This window comes from Colwellia sp. RE-S-Sl-9 (genome assembly GCF_048296855.1).
In the GTDB taxonomy this organism is placed as follows: Bacteria; Pseudomonadota; Gammaproteobacteria; order Enterobacterales; family Alteromonadaceae; genus Pseudocolwellia.
Window position 1 is genome coordinate 2,391,913 of the sequence record NZ_CP182631.1, and the last position, 18,523, is coordinate 2,410,435.

At 39.3% G+C, this 18,523-nt stretch carries 14 protein-coding genes and 1 pseudogene; 3 read left to right on the forward strand and 12 right to left on the reverse strand.

Going from position 1 to position 18,523, the window contains the following annotated elements; all coding sequences use genetic code 11:
* Nucleotides 1-9 precede the first annotated feature (9 nt).
* From ACM9HF_RS10255 to cadR, 10 genes are all read right to left on the reverse strand, one after another.
* Nucleotides 10-906, reverse strand: coding sequence for a CopD family protein (locus ACM9HF_RS10255; protein ID WP_473618239.1), 897 nt, complete (start codon nucleotides 904-906; stop codon nucleotides 10-12).
* Between the two features lie 18 nt (nucleotides 907-924).
* The gene (locus tag ACM9HF_RS10260; RefSeq protein WP_473618240.1) at nucleotides 925-1,272 is read right to left on the reverse strand and encodes a copper resistance CopC family protein; all 348 of its coding nucleotides are present in this window, start codon (nucleotides 1,270-1,272) and stop codon (nucleotides 925-927) included.
* Nucleotides 1,273-1,296: 24 nt separating this feature from the next.
* Nucleotides 1,297-3,129, reverse strand: coding sequence for a 2Fe-2S iron-sulfur cluster-binding protein (locus ACM9HF_RS10265; protein WP_473618241.1), 1,833 nt, complete (start codon nucleotides 3,127-3,129; stop codon nucleotides 1,297-1,299).
* Complete coding sequence (locus ACM9HF_RS10270) at nucleotides 3,129-3,749, reverse strand: PepSY domain-containing protein (RefSeq protein WP_473607314.1); 621 nt, start codon at nucleotides 3,747-3,749, stop codon at nucleotides 3,129-3,131. The genes ACM9HF_RS10265 and ACM9HF_RS10270 overlap by 1 nt, the downstream gene beginning before the upstream one ends.
* A 79-nt stretch (nucleotides 3,750-3,828) precedes the next feature.
* Nucleotides 3,829-6,993, reverse strand: a complete 3,165-nt coding sequence (locus ACM9HF_RS10275; protein WP_473607318.1) for an efflux RND transporter permease subunit — start codon at nucleotides 6,991-6,993, stop codon at nucleotides 3,829-3,831.
* A 15-nt stretch (nucleotides 6,994-7,008) separates the two neighbouring features.
* Entirely contained in the window at nucleotides 7,009-8,766 is a 1,758-nt protein-coding gene (locus ACM9HF_RS10280; RefSeq protein WP_473607322.1) for an efflux RND transporter periplasmic adaptor subunit, read from the reverse strand.
* Nucleotides 8,766-10,193, reverse strand: a complete 1,428-nt coding sequence (locus ACM9HF_RS10285; protein WP_473607326.1) for a TolC family protein — start codon at nucleotides 10,191-10,193, stop codon at nucleotides 8,766-8,768. Before ACM9HF_RS10285 ends, ACM9HF_RS10280 begins: the two co-directional genes overlap by 1 nt.
* Entirely contained in the window at nucleotides 10,193-10,690 is a 498-nt protein-coding gene (locus ACM9HF_RS10290) for a DUF411 domain-containing protein (protein WP_473607328.1), read from the reverse strand. Before ACM9HF_RS10290 ends, ACM9HF_RS10285 begins: the two co-directional genes overlap by 1 nt.
* Nucleotides 10,691-10,797: 107 nt before the next feature.
* Nucleotides 10,798-11,037 carry a hypothetical protein gene (locus ACM9HF_RS10295; protein WP_473607330.1) on the reverse strand — a complete coding sequence of 80 codons (240 nt, stop codon included), beginning with the start codon at nucleotides 11,035-11,037 and terminating at the stop codon, nucleotides 10,798-10,800.
* 626 nt (nucleotides 11,038-11,663) lie between these two features.
* Nucleotides 11,664-12,053 carry a Cd(II)/Pb(II)-responsive transcriptional regulator gene (gene cadR / locus ACM9HF_RS10300; RefSeq protein ID WP_473607334.1) on the reverse strand — a complete coding sequence of 130 codons (390 nt, stop codon included), beginning with the start codon at nucleotides 12,051-12,053 and terminating at the stop codon, nucleotides 11,664-11,666.
* A gap of 78 nt (nucleotides 12,054-12,131) precedes the next feature.
* Here cadR and ACM9HF_RS10305 point away from each other — a divergent pair.
* From ACM9HF_RS10305 to ACM9HF_RS10315, 3 genes and pseudogenes are all read left to right on the forward strand, one after another.
* Nucleotides 12,132-12,791, forward strand: a pseudogene (locus tag ACM9HF_RS10305) (cation efflux transmembrane domain-containing protein).
* Nucleotides 12,792-12,801: 10 nt separating this feature from the next.
* Nucleotides 12,802-13,527: a transglutaminase-like domain-containing protein gene (locus ACM9HF_RS10310; RefSeq protein ID WP_186507792.1), complete on the forward strand. Its 726-nt coding sequence runs from the start codon at nucleotides 12,802-12,804 to the stop codon at nucleotides 13,525-13,527.
* On the forward strand, nucleotides 13,520-14,413 hold the full coding sequence (locus ACM9HF_RS10315) for a cation diffusion facilitator family transporter (RefSeq protein WP_473607340.1): 894 nt from the start codon (nucleotides 13,520-13,522) through the stop codon (nucleotides 14,411-14,413). The genes ACM9HF_RS10310 and ACM9HF_RS10315 overlap by 8 nt, the downstream gene beginning before the upstream one ends.
* A 67-nt stretch (nucleotides 14,414-14,480) precedes the next feature.
* Here ACM9HF_RS10315 and ACM9HF_RS10320 read toward each other — a convergent pair whose 3' ends face one another.
* Nucleotides 14,481-17,609, reverse strand: coding sequence for an efflux RND transporter permease subunit (locus tag ACM9HF_RS10320; RefSeq protein ID WP_473607345.1), 3,129 nt, complete (start codon nucleotides 17,607-17,609; stop codon nucleotides 14,481-14,483).
* A gap of 10 nt (nucleotides 17,610-17,619) precedes the next feature.
* A complete protein-coding gene (locus ACM9HF_RS10325; protein WP_473607349.1) occupies nucleotides 17,620-18,510 on the reverse strand; it encodes an efflux RND transporter periplasmic adaptor subunit in 891 nt (296 codons plus the stop codon).
* Nucleotides 18,511-18,523: the final 13 nt, after the last annotated feature.

The window sequence follows — 18,523 nt, forward strand, 5'->3', positions numbered from 1 at the left end:
TTTTAAGTTTTAATTTGCAGGGCCAACAACACTAGTAAGTCCAGCCGTTACAGATAAAATGGCAAAAGCTACTACCATTTCTATCGAGATAGATTTAGATAGTGCTTCTCTGCCATCGTTATTTTTAAGTTGTGGGACGAGTTTTAATTTATGCTTAGCTGCGATGCCCAATATCGAAGTCACGAGAGCTAATTTAAGTAACAGTGTTTGCCCATAGCTTGAACTAAACAGTTCTTCAACATTTCCGACTAATTGAAAAGCTAACCAAAGGCCAGCAATTAACAATAGACTCACCGCGATACTTGCTTGCCTTCCAAACTTGTCCATCAATGAGTAGAGCTGCTCATAGTCCGGTTCATGGCAAGCTTGTTTAAGTGGAAACAACGCTCCAAACCACCAAGCCATAACAAGCACATGGAGCATCAACAATACTTTTTCGAACACTCCTAGTTCAGATACATGACCGAACAAGCTAAATGTGTAGGAAAGTAGTACAAGGCTAAGCCCTAACGAGCTTTGTTTTATGCTGTTGCTCAGCGCAACAGATTTGAATTTAAGGTGTGACGTTATCGCGAATATAGCTAGAACTAATCCAAGACCTCTAAGTAAAGTTCCATCACCGACAGATGAGTCCCAAATAATAGCCAACATATCGGGGTCCAACGCCCCTTGAATGCCTTCTTCTGCCATCGCACCAGTACTAGCGAAGAACCAAACACCATTAGCAATCAAAGCGACGAAAATCGAAGCTCTTATCCATTTTAGGTTCGCTATTACCGAATTGTTATGAGATTCGTTGTGCTCAAAAATTTGCCTGAAAAATGTATAACCAGCAATACAGGCAAAGCCGACGTAAAATACAATTTTTGACAGTACAATGACTGTATTCCAGATATACATTTCCATAGCAATCACTCCATTAGACTAGTGAACCATAAAGCCAAAGCTATCTTTCATTTTATGCCCGTCTTTACCTAAGAAAGTCACATCAACTATATAGTTCGCAGGTGTTAGCTTCGGTAGTTTCCATGTAAATTCAGTGTGTGCTTCTTTAGTAGGTTTAAAGCCAAACTTAACCTTTTCACCTTTTTTGTTTTTCAATGCAATTTTGACTACACGAACCTCTTTACTAAATGCCAACCTTAACTCTTCTGGAGTCTTCATTAGCATTGCATTATCAGCAGGCACGCTTTTTTCAAGATGCACATGCGCGAAAACCGCACTACTAAAAACAACGCTGATTACGGTTAAAAATTTAATTAATGTTTTCATATTTACCTCTGTTTAATTTATGAATTAACGACTAAATTTGTCTTTGAAAATTTGATTGCTGGGTATACCAACATCAGTAATTATCCTTTCTAGCTCATTCATCATTGCTTCAGGACCACATAAATAAAACTCTGTTGAAAAGGCTTCTATTCCTTTAACCAAATGAGTCAATAGCACATGCTGCACATAGCCTGAGTGTCCTTCCCATTGTTCTGAAGGGTTAGAAAGTGTAGGAATATAAGAAAAGTTTTTATGCTGCTCACTCAATGAGTTCAACTCTTCGCGGTATAGCAAATGTTCTTCAGTTCGCGCACCATAGATGAGTGTCATATCACCTTGAAAATGGTGCTTTTTCAACTGTTCAAAAATAATGGATCTCAGTGGGGCAAGTCCTGATCCAGCACCAATAAAAATGCGAGGAACCTTTTTATTTGAAGTAGCGTAAAAATCAGAAAAAGGACCTTTTGCGATTATCGTTTCACCCACTTGTAGTGAACCTAAATAGCTTGAACCTATACCTGCTCTAAAACCATCCTTAGCAGTTTGCCAGCGGATATTAAACGTTAACTCATCTGATTCCTCGTCAAAGTTAACTAATGAGTAGTGACGAGTTACACCGTCATGAGAAAACCTTCCATGAGAGTAACTTTCCCAGTATTTTTCATAGTTCTCTGGCATATCATCTGGGCGTAAACTATTCATCCCTGCTGGCACTTCAAATTGCATATATGCACCAGCTTTAAACGCCAATCGTTTTCCTGATTTCACTTTAAATTTCACTTCCTTGATAAAAGGAGTAATGAAGTTAGTCGCAACAACAACCAGCTCATGATTTTCAATATTGCGATCCGTATTAACTTCAATCGAGCTAATTTCAGAGAACCGATGCTGACACCCTAACCGATAACCTTCTTTTAGCTGCTCATCTGATAAATGTTCCTGCTCAGAAAGTGTGATAGGTAATTGAGTTGAACTTAAGAACATGCATTTGCCACATGTACCGCCTCCACCACAACTTGACGGAAGGTAAACATGTGAACTCGCTAGTCCTGCTAATACCGTTGAGCTGCCAACTGCTGAGATGTCAGTAATTGTATTTTCATTGGAAAAAGTCACAGCCACTTTTTGCTTGTTGCTACTCCAAACAGGCTTCAGAAAACCGTTTTGATATTGCTGTATCAGCCAAGTTACGCCAGTAACTGAAAGTAATAGCGTTGAAAAAGCAAATGTAATGATCAACCAATGGTTAAACCCTCCATAGTTGCCATAGTCCATAAAGTGAAGCTTCATCATCAGATCTTTCAATCTGAAATCATCATTGGCATGGCGAAGCACTTGGCCTGTAATACTATCTAAATAAATAGTTGTATTATTCTCATCCTCAACGACAACTTGCCACATAGGATTTTGTTGCCTTACGTGATTAGAAAATGGGGGCTGAGATAACACTGGTGTAGTTAGCTTGCCCTCACCTGAATAGGAGTTTTTTGCCAAAGTTAGTACTTGTTCTTCAGACAGGTTAAATGGCTCTCCTGTTAAAGCATCAAATAGCTTTGAGTGACGTTCTTGGTAGCTATGCTGGCCCTTCTCGAACACAAAATGATAGTAAGGCTGATGTAAAATCCATATAAGTTTTACTTCTTGAGGTGCTTCACTAGTAATGTCTTTAATAGGGATAAATCTAAAGTCTGTAATGTTACCTTCATGATGAGAATGAACTCTAAGCTCATTACCACTGGCTTTACTGTGATCCATCAAATTGAAGTAAAGACCCGTTCCCAACCAAATAAGCAGTTGTAAACCAACAAATAAAGAAAGCCACTTGTGTAACGTTGTATTCAACTTAAATAGTCGCATCAAATGACTCCCTTTTTATTTGGGGAAAGCACTCGATAATAAGTCAATACTGCGCCAGTAATTGCTCCCATTAGACCTAGAGTTGCGACCAAGAACAAAAACCAGTTAGATACGTTTTCTCCATCATCGTAATCCATAATATGAAAACGCCACATCCAATCAAACAACCTCCAGAAATCATGTCGCTTGGCAACAAGTGCGCCTGTTTGTTGACTGATATAAAATGTCGGTGTGGCGAATTGGTCAAAAGTTACTCTCCAAACGGGTAAGTGTCTTGGCGACAACTCAGCAGGCATATTTTTCGCTGACTTAATCAACCTTATGTTGTCGATCTCATGATCCAGCGCATAGTAATATTGCGCGATTTCTTTAGCCTTGATTTCATCTACAAGGGCCTGAACAGCCCCTGTTTTAGCATCAATTGCTACTTTCCCCTGTTCTCCATTAATAAAAGAATACAAGGGACGGCCCATGCTTTGGGTAAGCGAGACTTGGCTAGCTTGAGGGTAATCCGCAGCTAGCTTTGCAATGGAGTAATCCACACTAGCTAAATCTATTTTGGCTTCCTCGCTCTTAGCCAAGGTTTCGCCGTGTATATAGTGAATATCCATAGTCACCATATACACACCAGTAATAGACCAGAACAGAAATTGTATTCCGACAAATGCCATAAGCCATTTGTGATATTTTCTAACTCTGCTAAGCATTATTCTCTAGATCCAAGTTAGAAAGCCCTTTGTTAAAGGCATTTACTTCAGGCTTTTTAACGATTGAGTAAATCGCAGGAAGTACAATAAGAGTGAGCAGCACAGCACTTGTCATTCCGCCTACCATAGGTGCAGCAATACGACTCATAACCTCTGAGCCAGTTCCCGTACCATATAAAATAGGCATTAAGCCGATAATGATTGTGGCTACCGTCATCATTACTGGGCGCACACGTAAGCCAGCGCCGTGCAATAATGCATCTTGATATGTATCATCAGAGATAGGTTCAGCTCGCTCTTCGGCTTTTTCCTTCAGTTCAGCAAGCGCTTGGTTGAGATAGACCAGCATTATCACACCAATCTCAACCGCTACACCAGCCAGAGCAATAAAGCCGACACCAACAGCTACTGAGAAGTTGAACCCTTCTAAATACATCAACCATAAGCCACCGATCATCGCCATTGGCAAGGTCACTATGATGATCGCAACCTCACTAAACGCTCTGAAATTCAAATAAAGCAAAATAACAATTATGGCGAGCGTCAATGGAACAACATAAGTTAGCTTGGCCTTCGCTCTTTCCATATATTCATATTGGCCAGCCCACGTAATTGAATATCCTGCTGGTAATATTAGGTTGTTGGCTAAGTGTTTTTTTGCACTTTCAACATAAGTACCAACATCAACGCCCTCTATATCAATGAATGTCCAGCCATTAATACGAGCATTTTCGCTTTTAATCCCCGGAGGACCTACTTCTACTTTTATTTCAGCTACGTCACCTAAAGCGATACGTTGCCCATTAGGAGTGACAACGGGTAATCGTGATAACTGTTCCGGAGAGTCTCGATAATCTTGTGGGTATCGCAAGTTGACAGGGTAACGCTCTTGCCCTTCAATAGTTTGAGTGACATTCATCCCTCCAATAGCAGTTGACACTACTTGCTGCACGTCATCGATATTTAATCCAAAACGGCTTGCCTTTTCACGCGAAATATCAACTTTAATATATCGTCCACCTGCAACTCGTTCAGAATAAACTGAAGCTGTCCCTGTCACCTCTGGTAACAATTGCTCTATTTGTTGCCCTATCTCTTGAATCGTATTTAAATCAGCTCCTGCTACTTTAATACCTACTGGCGTTTTAATACCTGTTGCCAACATATCAATACGAGTTTTGATTGGCATAACCCAAGCATTCGTCAAGCCCGGAAACTTAACCAACTTATCAAACTCAGCTTTTAGAGATTCTGTTGTAACTCCCTCACGCCACTCTTCTTGAGGCTTCAACTGAATGAAGGTCTCAATCATAGTTAAAGGCGCGGGATCAGTTGCAGTTTCAGCTCGTCCAACTTTACCGAAAACAGTTTCAACTTCTGGCACTGTTTTAATTAGCTTGTCTGTCTGCTGTAGAATTTCTCTTGCCTTACCAATAGAAATTCCCGGATAGGTGGTCGGCATATACATAAGATCGCCTTCGTCTAAAGGAGGTATAAATTCACTACCGATTTTATCGACAGGCCAAAAACCAACAATCGTCACTAATATTGCTGCTACTATTGTCGATTTAGGAAACTTCATAACTTGCTTTAAAACAGGCATGTAGATAGCAATTAGCAGTCTGTTTAAAGGGTTTTTCTTTTCTGAAACAATTTTTCCTCGAATAAAATACCCCATTAAAACAGGCACTAATGTTATCGCTAAGCCTGCTGATGCGGCCATTGCATATGTTTTTGTGTAAGCAAGAGGAGAGAACATTCTTCCTTCTTGCGCTTCCAAAATAAATACAGGCAAGAATGAGACTGTAATGATGAGCAAACTAAAAAATAGTGCAGGACCTACTTCACTTGCAGCTTTCGAGACTATTTGCCAACGATTTTCATCTGTTAGTGGTGTTTTCTCCATATGCTTATGCATATTTTCAATCATCACGATCGCACCATCTGTCATCGCGCCAATAGCAATAGCAATGCCACCTAATGACATAATGTTGGCATTAATTCCTTGCATGTGCATGATGATAAATGACGCTAAGATGCCAATAGGTAAAGTAACAACTGCTACAATCGATGAGCGTAAATGAAATAGAAATGCAACACATACAATTGCAACGACCGCAAGCTCTTCGAGTAATTTACCCCAAAGATTTTCTACCGCCTCTCCAATTAGGCCAGAACGGTCATAAACCGTGACTATTTCAACTCCTTCAGGCAGCCCTTTTTTTAACTCTTCTAATTTAGCTTTAACACCATCAATTGTTTTTTGTGCGTTTTCGCCAAAGCGCATAACAACAACACCACCAACGACTTCTCCTTCACCATTTAGTTCAGCGATGCCTCGCCTCATTTGTGGACCTAGGTTGACTTCCGCCACATCGCCAATGGTAAGCGGGGTTCCTTGTGCGTTAACACCAAGAGGGATCAACTCTATGTCGGAAATACATTTGATATAGCCAGTTGCGGTAACCATGTACTCTGCTTCCGCCATTTCAACAACTGAGGCACCTGTTTCTTGGTTACCACGTTTAAGTGCCATTTGAATGTGACTAAGTGGTATACCGTAGGCTCTTAATTTATCGGGATCGACTTGTATTTGATATTGTTTAACCATGCCGCCAACAGCAGCAACCTCAGAAACTCCGGGTACAGTTTGCAATTCATATTTTAAGAACCAATCTTGAATACTACGCAATTGGCTAATATCCAAGCTGCCCGTTTTGTCAACAAGGGAATATAAATAAACCCATCCAACGCCTGTGGCGTCAGGTCCTAGTTGTGGACGTGCGGTAGCGGGTAGCGAAGGGGCTACTTGACTTAAATATTCAAGTACTCTGCTCCTTGCCCAATATAAATCGGTGTCTTCATCAAAGATGACATAAACAAAGGAGTCTCCAAAAAATGAATATCCCCGAACAGTAACAGCCCCCGGAACTGACAGCATTGCTGTTGTTAAAGGGTAAGTAACTTGATCTTGCACTACTTGTGGTGCCTGACCGGGATAATTCGTCTTAATTATCACTTGAACATCAGAAAGATCTGGTAATGCATCAACTGGTGTATTTTTAATTGAGAATAACCCACCACCAATCAAAATTAAGGTAGCTAAGATGACGAAAAAGCGATTACCTATCGACCACCTAATAATTGATTCAATCATTATTTATCTCCTAACTTAATGATTTGAATGGTCAACAGCACTTTTTGGTTCATGCTTATGTTGCTCATCTGATTCAAGAGAGATTTCAGTGATAACCAAATTATCTTTCACCTCGAAAGTGAAAATGACGTTATCACCAACGTTGAAATCAACTATTTCTATTTTGTCCGCGACGATAAAATCCATCGTCGCAGCAGGTCTATCCCATTTACCTATTGGGCCTCGGCTAATATTTAGAATCCGTGTATCAATATCAATCGTATTGATTAGACCTGATACTGTTGCAAAAGATACTTCTTCACTCATATCAGCAGACTCACTCATGATATGAACTCCAGTAATTTCATATCCACCATCTTCGGTTTTACTCACCTCAAAATGTAAAGATTGACCAGACTTTAAAGAGTCAATATCGACTTTTTCAGCCACAGTAAAATCCATAACCATCTCAGGCCAATCCCAAGCTTCAGCAGGGCCGTGACTGATATTAACCATGCGGTGCCCAGCCATAACACTATTAACATCACCTTGCATCCAAACAGAGTTCGGTACTTCATCATGAGTCATTCGTTTAAAGTCAGAGCTTTTACTTGATTCAGAATCAATCAAGAATTGAGCTGATGTCACCACAACATCATCTTCATTTAAGCCGTCTAATATTTCGATGCTGTCGATATCAACCCGGCCAATAGTCACTTCAATAGATTTAAATTGCCCATCACCTAACGCAAGTACTACTCTGTCTTGTTTACCTGTTCTAATAACGGCTTCTTTAGGCACGAGTATGGTGCTATCAGCTTGATTAGCGTGAATAGAGACTTGTGCAAACATGTTTGGTTTTAATTGATAGTCTGGGTTGTCAAACTTCAGTCTCACTCTGAGTGTGCGTGTTTTACTGTTCAATGTTGGATAGACATAATCAACGACACCTGCCCAGTCCTCACCGGGTAAATAGTCAAGTGTCATTGATACAGGAAGTCCCTCTTTAATTAAGGCTGCGTCACGTTCAAACACTTCTGCTTCAACCCAAACTTGATCTAGCTGACCAATGCTTAATAAGGTGTTTCCCGGCTTTACATAAAAACCTTCTCTAACCTTCAAACCATCAACAACACCTGCCTGAGGGGAGTAGAAGGTGATGGTTTGCTGAACCTTTCGTGTCTTTTCAAGTTTTTGAATAAAGTCTGCCGAAAGCTGTAACGCTTTAAGCCGATCTTTGGCCGCCGCAATTAAAGAACTATTATCGCGCTTTATAGCTATTAATAGTTCTTCTTGCGCGTTAACTAGCTGAGGAGAATATAGTGTATATAGAGGCTGCCCTTTCTCTACAGGATTACCTGCGGCTTTGACGTAGAGCCTTTCTATCCAACCATCTACACGTGGATGGATGTGAATTAGCTTATCTTCATCATATTGAACGTAACCTACGGTTGAGATTTCAGTATGCATATTTTTAAGCTCAACAGGAGCAGTGCGAACCCCAAGATTATTCACTACATGAGGCGCGATTTTTACGGCTCCGGGGCCAAAGTCATCACCAGATGATCCTTCTTCATACACAGGAATTAAATCCATACCCATAGGCGACTTACCGGGCTTGTCCCGGCGGTAATTAGAATCCATCGGTGCAACCCAATACAGCGGTTTTTTCTCTCCTGATGTAGCTTCATTGCCATTACCGCTTGAACCTGTACCTTGATATAAACTTAATGCTCCAGCACCTAGTGCTGCCCCAATGATGATGGCAATAATTGTTTTTGTATTCGTTGACATTATTTTTCTCCAAATTGCTGATTGGATAAGTGCTGATTCATTCTGTGCGAAGTGTGCATTGGCTTATGCTCAGCATTTGAGTTAGTTTGAGAGTACGAAAAGAAATAGTTGATGCGAGCAACTGTTTTAAGTGCGTCAACATCAATTTTTAAGGCTGATATTCTGGCATTCAATTCTGCGATTCTTGCTCGAACAACTTCGGCAAAATCACCATCATCATTGGTGTAGGCCGTCAATGATGCTTCCGCTTGGTCATGAGTTTGTTTGAGAAGTTGTTTTTGATAAATAGACTGCCTGTCAGATAAACGTTTAAGCTGTCTAAGCTCCTTTTCCACCGCACTGATCATTTGTTTTGTTAGCAATAATTTCTCGGTTTTTACAGCTTCTGAATCAGCAATAGAAGCTGCAACTTGCTTATCTTGCCTATTCTCAGTGAACAACGGCAAATCAAACGTTACCCCAACAGAAAATAGGTCAGCTCGACTATCACCAGACGGCATATTGTCACGATAGGCATAGCTCGCATTAACCCCCCATTGCGGCTCATATTGCTGTTTAGCCAATTCAACACCTTTTTCTGAAGCTTTGCGTTTCACATCAATTGCAAGTATTGCTGGATGATTAGCAAGTTCCTGAGCCAATAGATTTCTTGAGTAATTAGATGCTTTTAGGACTGTTGGATTATTCAATCGAATCGAAGGCAATTCTTTTGAGACGCTAAACTCTAGTGGTTGCGCGTCAAAGTTGAATGATTCATTCAATCGGTCAGCATCGTAAATATGAAGCCACTCATTAAGGCGAGCGATTGTCGTTTCTAGTTTCTGCTTTTGCGAAGTTAATCTGTCATCTAACTGTACGATTTCCAATTGAGCACGAATAACATCTTGCTGTCTGGTTTTACCAACAACGTTTGAGTAGCTAGCTTTAGCCACTTCCGCCATCTGCTCAAAAAGCGCCCAATCTGCTTCAATCAATTTAATGGTTTGTTGGGCTAAGTACGCTTCTAACCAAAGCTGTGACACTTGGCTTTTCAACTTCGCTTTACGATCCTCTCGTAGCAATGGAAATTTCGTGGACTCGATTTTTAACTGGTCTTGTTTGATCTCTAGACTATCTCCTCTCGGAAACATTTGAGAAACACCAACCTTTAGCTGAGTCATTCCTTCCTGATCTAAATCCCAAGTATCTGTTGGTAAATTCATTATCCCTAGCGATACTTTCGGATCAGGTAAAGTACCTGAAGCGATACTTCTATTTTCAACCGCAGTTTGTTTCAATCGGCTACCATGAAGCCAAGGGTCATTTTGCTGAGCTAAGGTTATAGCTTGTTCAAGTGTCACTACATTCTCAGCTTGAGCTGAAAATACAGATAAGCCGAGTATTAGTGCAGTTGAAAGTGAAGTAAGGTTTGAAGGGTTCAATTTCATTAGAATTGCTCCTCGTATGTCTTAACTTTTGCATAGACTTTGCTCGTTCCATCTTTAAATAGAATTAACACGTTGTATGGCATAAAGCGGTCACCGACTTCCATACCGGGAGAGCCAACTGGCATTGCTGGAACTGAAAGCCCAATCGCATTGGGATGTTCTTCTGATAAGAACTGCTGAATAAATTTAGCGGGTACATGACCTTCAAAGGCAAATCCATTTCTGCTCACTGCCGTGTGACAGGAGCGGTAATTAGGCTTAATACCATACTTAGTTTTGATATTGCCGATGTTTCGGAAATCTTTGGAATGCGCAACGACCCCTTCGTTTTCAATATGAGTTATCCATTTTTTACAGCACCCACAAGTAGGGGTTTTATAAACGATTAACTCCAAAGGTGTTACGTCGTGATTGTCTATATGGTTATGTTCATTAGCGTTTGCAAACGCAGATGAAAGCAGCATTACAACTGCTATTTTTAAATACTTATTGATCATTTTTGCCCCCAGACATCGCTGGAAAATATCTATAGCGCTGCGACGCTATATTGACTAACAGAAAAATTAATTACATGTGCGCGAAATTTGGACGCACTAATCCTGTATTAGGCAAAAATCGGTGGACGATAAAGAGAGGTTGAAATTGAATGAGGTTGATTAAATTGCAGATCAGCTACAGATTCACTCAATAATTGAATATCTGTCGAATCAATACTGGAATTTAGGACTGTCGTAGATGAACAAGCATTTGCCGGACAAACACATTCAACATCACAACAATCTTCTGATTGACCATTGCTGCTTTTATTCATTTCACCATGATTCATTCCTTCATGATGACTCATCTTGGAATGATCCATGTTCATGTGTGACTCGTGAGAACCTGATGACATTTCACAAGACATAGCAGAATACGCAAATGCTTGCCCTACAAAGGCAACCAGCATAAGCGTTATTACTAAGACTTTTGAAAATGCTTTAGACATAGAATTCTCTTACAAATACACAATTCCAATACTAATGTAAATTTTCGACTAAGTAAATTGATACTGTGTAAACATTTATGAATATTTGATTATCGTCAGTTTTTTCAAAGGGGTACATGTAGCATTCATAATCTCATTTGACGGTTAGTAGTCAAAAGTTATACCAGTGCACATGGTTGATACATCTCTAATTCTGACTCGTTTATCTTGTAAATGCATATACATCCCCGTCAAAGGTATTGATATACAGCGAAGGAGTATGCTCGCTTATTGATAAACAATACGTCCTTAATGACATTAATTTAATGTCTCGTAGACTCAAAATGGTCACGTTAGGTGCTCACGATACTAGCGATAAATCGCTATTGTTAGTTGAGAGAGTTTGCCGGGGAACTCAAATCTGTTCGTGTGGGTAAGAAAATAACTATTAATTAGCCTGTATCAATAATCAAGGTGAGTTAAAAAAGAGTCTTTTATACATCACTTTAGCTATCTAATGACTTAATTATCCCACACCCTTCAATGGTATTATCAGAATTACACGTACTAGCCATTTGTTGTAATTCGTTTTTTAAGGCTTTTAATTCTTTTATGCGTTTATTAACTAAATCTAATTGCTGTTTAATCAGTTCATTTACACTTGAACAACTTTCTTCTGGTTTATTTTTTAGGTCGATAAGACGTTTGATATCAATCAGAGAGATATCGAGACTGCGACAATGTTTTACGAATTCTAATTGCTTCAAAGCGGTAACGTCATACAATCTGAAGTTACCTTCTGTCCGCTCAGGCTCAGAAAGTAATCCTTCTTTTTCATAGTATCTAATAGTTTGTATAGAACAACCGGATGTTTTCGATAATTCACCTATTTTCATAATATTTTCTTTTAAACTTGACCCTATAGTTACTATAGGTTTTACACTTGAATTATACAAGTAAGGCGGAGTTAAAAAATGAGCGGTTGTGGCTGTGAAGTAGAATTAAAAGATGACCAACAAAAAACAGTGCTTTATTGGCTTTTAGCTATAAATGCCACGATGTTTGTATTTGAAATTGGTTTAGGTTGGTTATCTGAATCAACCGCATTAATTGCTGATTCGTTAGATATGCTAGCTGATGCTATCGTCTATGCCATTGCCTTATATGCCGTGGGGAAGTCAATCCAACATAAAGCTAATGCAGCATTAGTAAGTGGTTATTTCCAATTGGGGTTAGGGGTTCTAATTCTTCTCGATATAGCTAGGCGACTAGTTGGAGAAAGTGAGCCTCATTCTTGGTTTATGATTTGAGTTGGTTCTGTGGCTTTAATCGCTAATGTCATTTGTTTGATGCTTATACGAAAACACAACAATGATGAAGTGCATATGAGGGCTAGCTGGATATTTTCAGCTAATGATGTGATCGCAAACCTTGGTGTCGTACTTGCTGGCATACTTGTCATGGTGCTAGAACAACGCTGGCCTGATATTGTTATTGGTAGCATCATTTCAATGTTAATTCTTCGAGGTGCTTACATGATATTAACGGATGCCAAACAAGAATTAGTATCGGCTCAATATACATCTGAAGTATCAGATAAAAATAAACAATCAACCTGCTGCAATTCAAAGTAAGGAAGCTCTTATGAATCAAGAATATCTTAAAAAAACTGAGATAGTTAATTTTGAACACCCCACTATCCAATCATTAATAACAGAGCGAAAATGGCATGAACTTGATGACTACAACAAGATTGGCACTGCTTATCAGTTTGTAAAAGACGAAATACTATTTGGCTATAACGAAAGCGACGATATTTCCGCAAGTGAAGTTTTATCTGACGGATACGGGCAATGTAACACTAAGGGCAACCTTTTAATGGCCTTATTACGTGGATTAAGAATTCAGTGCCGATTTCACGGGTTTACAATAGATCAGCAATTACAAAAAGGAGCTATTCCTACCTATGTCTTTTGGTTAGCGCCCAAATACATTATTCACAGTTGGGTTGAAGTTTACTTTGAAGGACGTTGGATCAACTTAGAGGGCTTTATTTTAGACAATCAATATCTCACTTCAATACAGCAAAAGTTTAATCAAATAAAAGACAATTTCTGTGGTTATGGTGTTGCAACAAAATGTTTTTCATCACCAGATACAGATTGGCGCGGAACCGACACATATATTCAAAAAGAAGGGATTCACGACGACTTTGGACTTTATAATTCCCCTGATGAGTTTTATCTTGAAAAAGGCACTAATTTGTCTGGAGTCAAACGCTGGATGTATCAAAAAGTGATCCGCCACCTAATAAATTTCAATGTCACTAATCTAAGAAAAAATAAAGCGCTGGAGGTACAAAATGCATAGTCATAGTCATAGTCATCAACATGGAACAGACGACAGGATTGGTTGGGCATTTTTTCTGAATGTTACCTTTACGATCATCGAATTTATTGGTGGTTGGCTCACCAACAGTACCGCTATTATGGCTGATGCGGTGCATGACTTAGGAGATAGTTTATCGATTGGCTTTGCATGGATATTAAGTCGTTTTTCAAACAAAGCAGCGCCAGATAAATACAGCTATGGTTACCGCCGACTTACACTGTTCGGGGCATTGGTAAATGGCGTTGTATTAGTAATTGGCTCAATTTGGGTGTTGTTTGAAGCAATTCCAAGGCTAACCAACCCTGAAATGCCTGTAGTTGAAGGAATGTTAGGGCTTGCGATACTCGGTGTTGCCGTAAATGGATATGCCGTTTTCAAATTAAAAGCTGGGGAAACTTTAAACGAAAAAGTACTAACTTGGCATTTACTTGAAGATGTTCTGGGTTGGGTTGCAGTTCTTATTGTTTCAATCGTATTATTATTTGTAGAATTACCAATATTAGACCCACTGTTATCAATTGGCTTTACATTATTTATCTTGTTCAATGTTTTCAGAAATCTAAAATCTACACTTGTCTTGTTTCTTCAAGCCGCACCGGATGAACAAACTCAACAAAGTATCAAACAATCTCTTATTAAATTACCTGAAGTTAATGACGTTCATCATATACACTTTTGGTCATTAGATGGAGAGAGTCATGTATTAACGGCGCACTTGGAGTTAGCTCAAGATTTAGATATAGATAAACTTATCGAGCTTAAACAAGAAATATCGATAGAGCTTTCATCATATAATTTGTCACATACAACAATTGAATTTGAATTCCCTAATGAAAATTGTCGAGATACAATGTCTAAACTTTAAGCTTTCCGTCCTTTAGCCTTAAAAAAGCAGCTTAATTTTAATAGCGAATTAAGCTGCTAGGCTTTACTTATATATCATTTGAAAGTTGCTTACTACTACCTGAGCCATGTACCCATTGGTATAAAACTGGCAATACAAATAAAGTTAAAATGGTCGAAGATATGATGCCTCCGATGACCACGGTAGCAAGTGGACGTTGCACCTCTGCACCAATGCCTGTGTTTAAAGCCATTGGTATAAAACCTAAACTTGCCACTAGGGCTGTCATCAATATTGGTCTAAGACGAACAATAGCTCCCTCTACAATAGCTAAATAAAGATCGCCTTTTTCGTGCCATAAATCGCGAATAAAAGCCAACATAACTAAGCCGTTTAAAACAGCTACTCCTGACAGTGCAATAAAGCCAACACCTGCTGAAATTGAAAGAGGCATATCTCGAAAATAGAGCGAAAATACCCCGCCAGTTAAAGCCAAAGGCACACCACTAAAAATGATCAAGGCATCTTTAATCGAACCAAAAGCAATAACTAAAATACCCAATATAACAACCAATGTAATAGGCACAACCAGACTCAGTCGCTTACTTGCCGACTCAAGTTGCTCAAATGTACCTCCATAATCAAGCCAATAGCCTGCTGGAACTTCACCCTCACTACTTATTTTGGCCTTAACTTCCTTCACAAAACTTCCTAAGTCCCTGCCACGAACATTAACGGTAACTACAACTCTGCGTTTTCCATTTTCTCGGCTAATTTGTGCTGGCAATGACTCCGATTTGAGTAATGCAACTTCTTCAAGAGGTACATAATTACCGTTGCCAAGCGGAAGTGGTAATGACTTCAACCATTCAATATCCATTCTGATTAGTTCAGGGAGGCGCACCACTAATTCGAATCTGCGATCACCTTCATATATAATTCCGGCTGACTCTCCTCCTATTGCAGCCGCTACCCAATCTTGAAGCTGAGTTACATTTAACCCGTACCTTCCCAAAGATTCTCTTTTAGGAAGAATTGATAACGATGGTATTCCTGTAACTTGCTCCATACGTGCATCGGCAGCTCCATCAACTGTTTTGACAATATTGAGTATATCGTTAGCAGTAAATAACAATTGATCCAAATCATCCCCGAATACCTTTATACCTAGATCTGCTCGAACACCAGAAATCAACTCATTAAAACGCATCTGGATTGGTTGAGTAAATTCATAATTATTTCCGGGAATACTTTTTAATGCCTCTTCCATTTCTTCAACAAGTTCACTCTTCGCCTTTGTTGGTTCGCTCCACTCACTTCGAGGTTTTAAGATGACAAAAATATCAGCAATGCTCGGTGGCATTGGATCTGTCGCCACTTCAGGCGTCCCTATTCTAGAAAAGACTTTATCAACTTCAGTAAAAGCTTTTATTCTCTGTTCTAATACTTCCTGCATTTCAACAGACTGATCTAGACTGGTTGATGGTATTCTTAAAGCCTGCACGGTTATATCGCCTTCATTTAACTGCGGGACAAACTCTGTACCCAGCGTTGTCGCTATCCACAGGCTATACCCCATTAAAGCAATTGATATTGATACAATGACCCAACGAAATTTTAATGCCAGAATTAATAGCGGCTTGTACAAAGATTTTGTAGAACTGATCACAACACTTTCTTTTTCACTAATCTTACCTTTCATAAACACTGCTACAGCAGCAGGTACGATAGTAACTGACAAGATCATTGCTGAAATTAAGGCCATAACTACTGTTGCAGCCATTGGGTGGAACATCTTACCTTCTACACCTGTGAGCGTGAAAATAGGTATATAAACCACTGTGATAATGGCAACACCAAATAAACTGGGGCGTATAACTTCAGAGGTCGCTTCGAAAACGGTATTGAGTCGTTCTCTTAAATCTTGCCTATGCCCATTGTGTTGAGCTTCAGCAAGACGACGAACTGAGTTTTCGACGATAATGACGGCACCATCGACGATTAAGCCAAAATCCAATGCCCCTAAACTCATCAAATTTGCAGAGACGCCTGTTTTTACCATACCTGTTATTGTCATCAACATTGATAAAGGTATTACCGCCGCAGTAATAAGGGCAGCACGTAAATTCCCCAATAATAGGAATAGAACTACAACGACTAAAAGCGCCCCTTCAACAAGGTTTTTTGTCACTGTTGCAATTGCCTTATCAACGAGCGTTGTACGATTATAAACAGGCTCTGCTATTACACCTTTAGGAAGAGATGTTTGAATTTGTTTAAGCTTATTTTCAACTTCCAATGCAACTGTGCGAGAATTTTCGCCAATCAACATCATAGTGGTGCCCAAAACGGTTTCAATGCCGTTTTGAGTTGCGGCCCCAGTTCTAAGCTCTTTACCAATGGCGACACTGGCAACATCACTAATTTTTACAGGAATGCCATTATCTTTTTTAACAACAACATTGAGAATTTCATCAATCTTAGCAAGTTGACCTACAGAACGAACAAGCACTTGTTCCCCATTTTGCTCTATATAACCCGCTCCACGGTTATCGTTATTATTTCGCAACGCGTTAGACAAGTCTTCAAAGCTTATTTGATGATACAACAACTTCTCAGGGCTTGGAGTGATATGATATTGCTTGTTATATCCTCCAATACTATTGACTTCAATGACCCCTTTAACTTGGGCCAATTGAGGCTTTATGATCCAGTCTTGTATTTCTCTTAATGCTATGGCCGTATATTCTTTACCATTAGGCATTCTTGCATCAGGTGAAGCTTGCACGGTATACATAAAAATTTCGCCAAGCCCTGTCGAAATCGGCCCCATTTCAGGTTCCAATCCATTAGGGAGAGCACTTTTAATCGCCCCTAATCTGGCATTGATTAAATTTCTTGCGAAGTAAATGTCAGTCCCTTCCTCAAAGATGACAGTCACTTGAGACAAGCCATATCTTGACAGAGATCGAGTGTGAGAAAGCTTTGGCAACCCAGCCAATGCTGTTTCTATCGGAAACGTTATCCGTTGTTCAGCCTCTAAAGGGGAATAACCGGGGGCAGACGTGTTAATTTGTACTTGCACGTTGGTAATGTCAGGAACTGCATCAATAGGGAGTTTTTGATAGCTCCATAAGCCAACACTAACAATGACAAACAGCATACTTAATATTAGATAGCGCCTATTTATAGCTAGACGCAAAATTGATTCAATCATCTTACGTCTCCTAATCGTCGTCTTCTACTTCAGATTTTAAAATATCCGCTTTAATCAAAAAGCTATTTTTACTTACATACTCAGAACCTTGTACAAGTCCATCGATAACTTCTATGTAATTTTTGTCTGAACGGCCCAATATTAACGGTGTAAATTCGTATTCTTCACCTTCTTTAACAAATACACCTAGCTGCCCACCTAGTTCTTGTAATGCAAGCTTTTCGATTGCTAGGTCAACGTCGAATTGATTTGTCGTAATATATCCTTTTAACAGTTGGCCTGAAGAAAGGTTAAATTTTGTATTATCTAAAAGTGCTCGAACAAAGACGAATGGCTGATCTTTAGTTGGAATAATATTGGTTACTGTTGAGGTGATTGCCTCCCCATTAAATTCAATTTCGATTTCTTGACCGACCTCAACTTTATTAAAATGAGTAGCAAAAACTCTAAATTCCGCCCACAGCGTATCGATATTGGCTATTTCAAATAAAATTCGTTGTTGTGTTGTTGCTCCAACATTCCCATTTCTTTGTATAACTAAACCTGATACCGGAGACCTTACCTCGTAGGTATTTAAACTTTCATTCGATTCAATAACAGCTAGAAGATCTCCTTTTTTTACCTTATCTCCAATAGTGTAATTAATCGTCTTTATAACGCCATTGTATCTAGCGTTTATCTGATACAGTTGCTCTACCCCTATGGTTGTCTTACCATAAACAGAAATTTCTTGATTAAGTCTTCTAGGTGATAACCTAGTTGTTTCTATGCCTACTTTTTCCGACATCTCGTTTTTTATTTTACTTATACTCTCTTCGGAGTCCTCATCACTTGCCCAAACCAATTGAGACAGCGACGAAATCCCTACAAAAATAAATAATGCAATTAAATAGTTTTTCATTTTTTTTCCTAAG